Genomic DNA, 820 nt, shown 5'->3' on the forward strand with positions numbered 1-820 from the left:
GGAAGGCGAGCTATACACGCTGGACATTGTAGATTTCAGCGCAGTGGAAGACGAATCCACCGCTGTTGAAGCCAAGGCGAGTGAAATTCAAGCCAGCATTCATTTGGGCAATGGTCCACTTGTGAAGCTTGGTCTGTTCCACTGCGCTGGGGGCGACCATTTATTAATCGTCATTCATCATTTGGTTGTGGACGGTGTATCGTGGCGTATTTTACTGGAGGATTTGGCATCCGGTTATGAGCAGGCTGTTGCAGGTCAAACCGGCACAGCGATCCGACTGCCGCATAAAACAGATTCATTCCAGGTATGGGCCAAACAGCTGTCAGCCTATGCCAGCAGTGCGACGATGGAGCGGGAGCTTGCTTACTGGCAGCATATCGAACAAGCAGAAGCTAGCCTTGCGAAGCCTTTGCCGAAGGATTTTGCAAATGACAATGCTCTGCTTGGAGACAGTGAGGTTGTGACGGTCCGCTGGACGAAGCAGGAAACCGAGCAGCTGCTCAAACAAGCTCATCGCGCGTACAACACGGAAATGAATGACCTGTTGCTGGCTGCGCTCGGAAAAGCAGTCTATGACTGGTCTGGTTCCGAACGGGTGCTGGTCAATCTGGAGGGCCATGGACGGGAAGCCATTGTACCGGATGTGGATATTACGCGCACGGTCGGCTGGTTTACGAGCCAGTTCCCGGTTGTACTGGATGGAAGTTTGGGACAAGGGGGACATACCGCTCGTCTGATCAAAAGGATCAAGGAAGGGCTGCGCCATATTCCGCAAAAAGGCATCGGCTATGGTATTTTACGATACCTGTCAGATATGAAT

1 protein-coding gene is annotated in these 820 nt (G+C 52.2%); it reads left to right on the top strand.

Features of this window, described 5'->3' with window-relative positions; translation table 11 throughout:
• Positions 1–820: condensation domain-containing protein (locus OIU26_RS25845; RefSeq protein WP_264218419.1), on the top strand; the 820-nt coding region annotated here is incomplete at both ends.

The sequence above is a fragment of the Paenibacillus sp. BT-177 genome (assembly GCF_025846815.2).
In the GTDB taxonomy this organism is placed as follows: domain Bacteria; phylum Bacillota; class Bacilli; order Paenibacillales; family Paenibacillaceae; genus Paenibacillus; species Paenibacillus polymyxa_C.